This is a genomic window from Micromonospora sp. NPDC047753 (genome assembly GCF_040642735.1).
Lineage (GTDB): Bacteria > Actinomycetota > Actinomycetes > Mycobacteriales > Micromonosporaceae > Micromonospora.
On record NZ_JBEYSL010000416.1, the window covers coordinates 1 to 6,055 of the forward strand.

Annotated in this window: 7 protein-coding genes; 4 read left to right on the top strand and 3 right to left on the bottom strand. The window is 71.2% G+C overall.

Going from position 1 to position 6,055, the window contains the following annotated elements; all coding sequences use genetic code 11:
* The first annotated feature begins 146 nt into the window (after nt 1-146).
* The 4 genes from ABZ749_RS27125 (at nt 147) to ABZ749_RS27140 (ending at nt 4,343) form a co-directional block, all read left to right on the top strand.
* Nucleotides 147-965 (top strand): ATP-binding cassette domain-containing protein, encoded by an 819-nt coding sequence (locus ABZ749_RS27125; RefSeq protein WP_357206748.1) that lies wholly within the window; start codon nt 147-149, stop codon nt 963-965.
* On the top strand, nt 962-2,224 hold the full coding sequence (locus ABZ749_RS27130; protein ID WP_357232783.1) for an ABC transporter permease: 1,263 nt from the start codon (nt 962-964) through the stop codon (nt 2,222-2,224). Before ABZ749_RS27125 ends, ABZ749_RS27130 begins: the two co-directional genes overlap by 4 nt.
* A 22-nt stretch (nt 2,225-2,246) precedes the next feature.
* Entirely contained in the window at nt 2,247-3,428 is a 1,182-nt protein-coding gene (locus ABZ749_RS27135) for an ROK family protein (protein ID WP_357232785.1), read from the top strand.
* A 174-nt stretch (nt 3,429-3,602) separates the two neighbouring features.
* Nucleotides 3,603-4,343, top strand: a complete 741-nt coding sequence (locus ABZ749_RS27140) for a DUF4142 domain-containing protein (protein ID WP_357232787.1) — start codon at nt 3,603-3,605, stop codon at nt 4,341-4,343.
* A 31-nt stretch (nt 4,344-4,374) separates the two neighbouring features.
* Here ABZ749_RS27140 and ABZ749_RS27145 read toward each other — a convergent pair whose 3' ends face one another.
* The 3 genes from ABZ749_RS27145 to rimI all read right to left on the bottom strand — a co-directional run.
* Nucleotides 4,375-4,629 (bottom strand): hypothetical protein, encoded by a 255-nt coding sequence (locus ABZ749_RS27145; RefSeq protein WP_039906914.1) that lies wholly within the window; start codon nt 4,627-4,629, stop codon nt 4,375-4,377.
* A gap of 14 nt (nt 4,630-4,643) precedes the next feature.
* Nucleotides 4,644-5,690: a tRNA (adenosine(37)-N6)-threonylcarbamoyltransferase complex transferase subunit TsaD gene (gene tsaD, locus ABZ749_RS27150; protein ID WP_091402289.1), complete on the bottom strand. Its 1,047-nt coding sequence runs from the start codon at nt 5,688-5,690 to the stop codon at nt 4,644-4,646.
* The coding region (gene rimI, locus ABZ749_RS27155) for a ribosomal protein S18-alanine N-acetyltransferase (protein WP_357232790.1) at nt 5,683-6,055 on the bottom strand (373 nt) is incomplete at its 5' end. The genes tsaD and rimI, both read right to left, overlap by 8 nt.

Genomic DNA, 6,055 nt, shown 5'->3' on the forward strand with positions numbered 1-6,055 from the left:
GTCGCGATCACATTTATCTTTTTGTAACACTACTGTGAGTGACGAAGCGGAGGTTGATCAGCGATCTCTGCAGGCCGGATACCCCCTCCCGTGCCGGGCGGCGCCCGCCGGACGGGCCCCGACCCTCCCTTAAGAAGGAGACCCCCGTGTCCGCGACCCCCCTGCTGGAACTCCGCGGGATCGACAAGAGCTTCGGTCCCGTCCAGGTGCTCCGCGACGTCGCCCTGACCGTCCACCCGGGTGAAGTGACCGCATTGGTCGGCGACAACGGCGCCGGCAAGTCGACCCTGGTGAAGTGCATCAGCGGCATCCACCCCACCGACGCCGGAGAGTTCCTGTTCAACGGTGAACCGGTGCACATCGGCAGCCCCCGCGACGCTGCCACGCTCGGCATCGAGGTCGTCTACCAGGACCTCGCGCTCTGCGACAACCTGGACATCGTGCAGAACATGTTCCTCGGCCGGGAGAAGCGCAGCGGCATCGTCCTCGACGAGCCGACCATGGAACAGCTCGCCGCCGAAACCCTGGCGGGGCTCTCCATCCGCACCGTCACCTCACTCCGGCAGCACGTGTCCAGCCTCTCCGGCGGTCAACGACAGACCGTGGCCATCGCCAAGGCGGTGCTCTGGAACAGCAAGCTCGTCATCCTGGACGAGCCGACCGCGGCGCTCGGCGTGGCACAGACCGCCCAGGTGCTCGAACTGGTCCGACGCCTCGCCGACAACGGCCTGGCCGTGGTGCTCATCTCGCACAACATGAACGACGTCTTCGCCGTCTCCGACCGGATCGCCGCGCTGTACCTCGGCCAGATGGTCGCCCAGGTGAAGACCACCGACATCACCCACGCCCAGGTGGTCGAGCTGATCACCGCCGGGCGCTCGGGCGGGCTCGGCCTCGCCACCGACCCGGGCAGCAACGGCGACGGCCCGCAGGCGGCCGACTCGATCTCAGGAGGCGCCCGATGACCACCACCGCCGTGCGGAAGGACGACCCCGCCGCCGTCACACCGACGCCGACCATCGGGGGCCACTTCCGCAACTACCTGAGCCGGGTACGCGGTGGCGACGTCGGCGCGCTACCAGCCGTCCTCGGCCTGATCGTGCTCTGCACCGTCTTCGCGATCATGCGGCCGTCGTCGTTCCTGTCGGCCGGCAACTTCGCCAACCTCTTCACCCAGGGCGCGGCGGTCACGCTGATCGCGATGGGCCTGGTCTTCGTGCTGCTGCTCGGCGAGATCGACCTCTCCGCCGGCTTCGCCAGCGGCGTCTGCGCTGCGGTGCTGGCCAATGTGGTCACAGTGCTCGGCTACCCCTGGTGGGTCGCCGTGCTCGCCGCCGTCGCCACCGGTGTGGTCATCGGCACCACGCTCGGCATGCTCGTGGCGAAGATCGGCATTCCGTCCTTCGTGGTCACCCTCGCCGGCTTCCTCGCCTTCCAGGGCGTCGTACTGCTGCTCGTCAAAGAGGGCACCAACATCTCCGTCCGCGACGACGTGCTGGTCGCCATCGCCAACCGCAACCTCGCCCCCACGCTGGGCTGGGCGCTGACCGCCCTCGCGGTCATCGGCTACGCGGCGGTGCAACTGCTGCGCCACCGCACCCGGGTGGCCCGCGGCCTGATCACCGACCCGCTCGCGGTGGTGGCGCTGCGGATCGGCGGGCTCGCCGTCATCCTCGGCACCGCGGTGTACGTGCTCAACCTGGAGCGCAGCCGCAACGTCCTGATCAGCTCACTCAAGGGTGTACCGATCGTGGTGCCGATCATCGCGGTGCTGCTGATCATCTGGACCTTCGTGCTCCAACGCACCAGCTACGGCCGGCACATCTACGCCGTGGGCGGCAACCGCGAAGCTGCCCGCCGGGCCGGCATCGGCGTCGACCGGATCCGGGTCTCGGTCTTCGTGATCTGCTCCTCGATGGCCGCCATCGGTGGCATCGTGGCGGCCAGCCGGGCCAACTCGGTCGACCCGAACACCGGGGGCAGTAACGTACTGCTCTACGCGGTCGGCGCAGCCGTGATCGGTGGCACCAGCCTCTTCGGTGGCAAGGGCCGCGTCCTCGACGCCGTACTCGGCGGCGCGGTGGTCGCGGTCATCGAAAACGGAATGGGCCTGATGGGGTACGACGCGGGAGTCAAGTACGTGGTCACGGGCGTCGTGCTGCTGCTCGCCGCCAGCGTCGACGCGCTCTCCCGCCGCCGCGCGGCAGCCACCGGCACCCGCTGACCGCGCGGGAGGTAGCACCAGCATGCGCCCAGGACCGAGCCAGGATGACGTCCGACGGCAGAACCTTGGGGCCCTGCTGCGGCACGTGCATGTCCACGGGGCGACCACGCGTGCCGAACTGACCACCACGCTGGGCCTCAACCGCAGCACCATCGGCGCGCTCACCGCCGACCTGTCCGCGGTGGGGCTGGTCAGCGAAGGTGCACCGAAGGAAACCGGCCGGGCCGGACGACCCTCACTGGTCGTCCGGCCCGAGTCGACCCGGGTCTACGCGTACGCGTACTCGGTGGAGGTGGACCGGCTGCGCGCCGCCCGGATCGGGCTGGGTGGCTCGGTCCTGGACCGCCGGGACCTGGACCGGCCGCGCGGTCTGCTGGCCGCGGAGGCCGCGCCGCTGCTGGCCGGCGCGGTCAAGGAGATGCAGCAACTGGTGCCGGCGGACGCGATCTGCGTCGGCGCCGGCGTCGCGGTCTGCGGCATGGTCCGCCGGGACGACGGCCTGGTCCGACTCGGCCCCACCACCGGCTGGGTGGACGAGCCGATCGGCGCTGCCCTCGCCGACGAGTTGGGCATCGACGTACCGGTCACAGTGGGCAACGTGGCCGACGTCGCCGCGTTCGCCGAGCACGCACGAGGTGTGGCTGCGGGCTGTGACAACGTTCTCTACCTGTACGGCGACGTGGGCGTGGGTGCCGGCATCATCGCCGGTGGGCGCCGGCTGACCGGGCACGGCGGGTACGGCGGCGAGGTCGGCCACATGAAGGTGGTCCGCGACGGCAAACCCTGTGAGTGCGGGTCCCGGGGTTGCTGGGAGACCGAGATCGGCGAGCACGGCCTGTTGCGTGCCGCCGGGCGCTCCGACGCCCGGGGCCGCGACGCGCTGCTGGAGGTCTTCGACGCGGCCGACCGCGGGGACGCCCGCGCCCAGACGGCGGTTCGCCAGGCCGGCGACTGGCTCGGCTTCGGGGTGGCCAACCTGGTGAACGTCTTCAACCCCGAGATGGTCATCTTCGGCGGCACCATGCGTGACCTCTACCTCGCGGCGGCGGCCCAGATCCGCAGCCGGCTCAACTCCAACGCGCTCGGCGCCTGCCTGGAGCACGTCCGGCTGCGTACGCCGAAACTGGGTACGGACGCGCCCCTGATCGGCGCCGCCGAGCTGGCCTTCGAACGGCTCCTCGCCGACCCCCTCGACGTGGGCTGATCCGTACGCTGTCCGCCGTGGATGTCGAGCTGCTCGCTGTCACCCGCTGATCCGCTTCGCTTCGCGATGAACTGATCGCGCGATCAGCCCGTACCAGTGGGCGGACGGGCAACCGGCAAGGCGCGGCTGCCCGGTCCAGACGCGTTCGGTCCGGACCGAGGAGGCACCACAGACATGGCACCGCTCAGATCCGCCCATCGCCGACTGGGCACCCGGACCCACCGAGCGGCGATGCTGCTCATCGCGATCATCGCGGGGGTCGGTGTCCTACCCGGCGCGGCCATCGCCGCCCCCGCCGGCGGGCGACAGCTCAACGCCGCCGACATGACACTGCTCAACGGGGTGCGGTTGGCCGGGCTGTGGGAGATGCCAGCCGGCCAGATGGCCGCCGAGAAGGGACAGTCGGCGAAGGTACGGGAGATCGGCGCCGGCATCGCCAGCGAGCACCAGCGGCTAGACGAACTCGTCGTGGAGGCGGCCAACAAGCTGGGCGCGACCATCCCGAGCGAGCCGACGGCCCAACAGAAGGGCTGGCTGACGGAGATGAAGGACGCCTCCGGCGCCCGGTTCGACCAGATCTTCGTGACCCGCCTCCGGGTCGCTCATGGCGGCATTCTCCCGGTGATCAGCGCGGTACGGGCCAGCACCCGGGACGCCACCGTCCGCAAGCTCTGCGAGGACGCCACCGGCTTCGTCACGCACCACATGCAGATGCTGGAGTCCACGGGACTGGTTCGGTGGCCCGAACTGCCGCCGGCCGCGCTGCCCGCCCCCGGCCAGGACGGCCTGCTGGCCGCCGCCGGGGCGAACGCCGGCCCGCAGCCCGGAGTCAGCAGCACCGTCGTGTGGCTGGTCTTCCTCGCCGCGCTCGGCACCGGCGGAATCGCCACCTACCGGATGCTGCGCCGCAGCTGACAGGTCGAGGTGGCCTGGTTGGTGGCTCGCGTCACCTGTCGACCTGGGTGAAGTCCCAGGAGTGCGGGGCGCGGGCCACCAGCAGGGCTGGCGGGTCCGGCAGCGGGCGGGGGCTGCTGCGCCACTTGGAGATCACCACCACCCGGTGGTCGGTGGAGGAGAAGACCTCGCTGGAGACGTGGAGCGGGTCGTGCTCCAACTCGGGCAGGGCGGTGTCGCACACCCAGGTGATCAGGTCGGCGACTCCGTACGCCTCGGCACGCGCCTCCCACATCCGCACGATCATGTCCGCCGCCCCCGTCACACGCTGACCGTGGTCAACGGCAGCGCCGAATCGGCTGGCAGGTCCAGTCGGCTCGGAGCGACCCCGGCGGCGACCAGGTGCGAACCGAGCGCGGCCACCATCGCGCCGTTGTCGGTGCAGAGCTTCGGCCGGGGTACCCGGACCCGGATGCCGTACTTCTCGGCTCGCTGCTCGGCCATCGCCCGCAGCCGGGAGTTCGCCGCCACTCCCCCGCCGATGACCAGGGTCTCGATGCCCTGCGCCCGGCAGGCGGCGAGCGCCTTGCTGGTCAGGACGTCACAGACCGCCTCCTGGAAGGACGCGGCCACGTCGGCCACCGGAACCGGCTCACCGGCACGCTGACGGGCCTCGACCCACCGGGCCACAGCCGTCTTCAGGCCCGAGAACGAGAAGTCGTACCGGTGGGCGGCGAGATCCTTCGCGGCGGTCAGACCGCGGGGGAAGGCGATCGAGGCGGCATCGCCGGCCCGGGCCTCCCGGTCGATGGGCGGACCTCCCGGGAACGGCAACCCGAGCAGCCGGGCGACCTTGTCGAACGCTTCCCCGGCCGCGTCGTCGATGGTGGCGCCGAGCGGGGTGACACCCCGGGCCAGGTCGTCCACGAGCAGGAGGGACGAGTGGCCGCCGGACACCAGGAGCGCGATGGCGGGTTCGGGCAGTGGGCCGTGCTCAAGGGTGTCCACCGCGACGTGGGCGGCGAGGTGGTTGACGCCGTAGATGGGCTTCTCGGCGGCGACCGCGTACCCCTTGGCGGCAGCGACGCCGACCAGCAACGCACCGGCCAGCCCCGGCCCCGAGGTCACGGCGATCGCGTCGATGTCGGCCAGCGTGACGCCGGCCTCGGTCAGGGCCCGGTCCATGGTCGGCACGATGGCCTCCAGGTGGGCCCGGCTGGCCACCTCCGGTACCACACCCCCGAACCGGGCGTGTTCCTCGACGCTGGAGGCGAGCGCGTCGGCCAGCAGGGTGTGCCCTCGCACAATGCCGACACCGGTCTCGTCGCAGGAGGTCTCGATACCCAGGATCAGTGGTTCGTCAGCCATTGTCGTGTGGTCCGTTCCCGGTCGGCTCGGCGTCGCGCCGCATGACCAGCGCGTCTGTGTTGCTCGGTTGGTAGTAGCCGCGCCGCACCCCGATCGGCTCGAAACCGTACGTCGCGTAGAGCCGCTGAGCTGCGGCGTTGTCCACGGCGACCTCCAGCAGGGTGCTGCCGGCGTCGCGCCGGACCGCCTCGGCGAGCAACTCCTCCAGCAGGGCACGGCCTACGCCGCGCCGCTGGGCGTCCCGGCGGACGGCGATGTTCTGTACCCACACCTCGTCCGGCGGAACGCCGGCGAGCCCGGCGTAGCCGAGCACCGAACCGTCCGCGTCGACGGCGACCCGGTAGTGGTGCCCGGTGGCGAGCTCG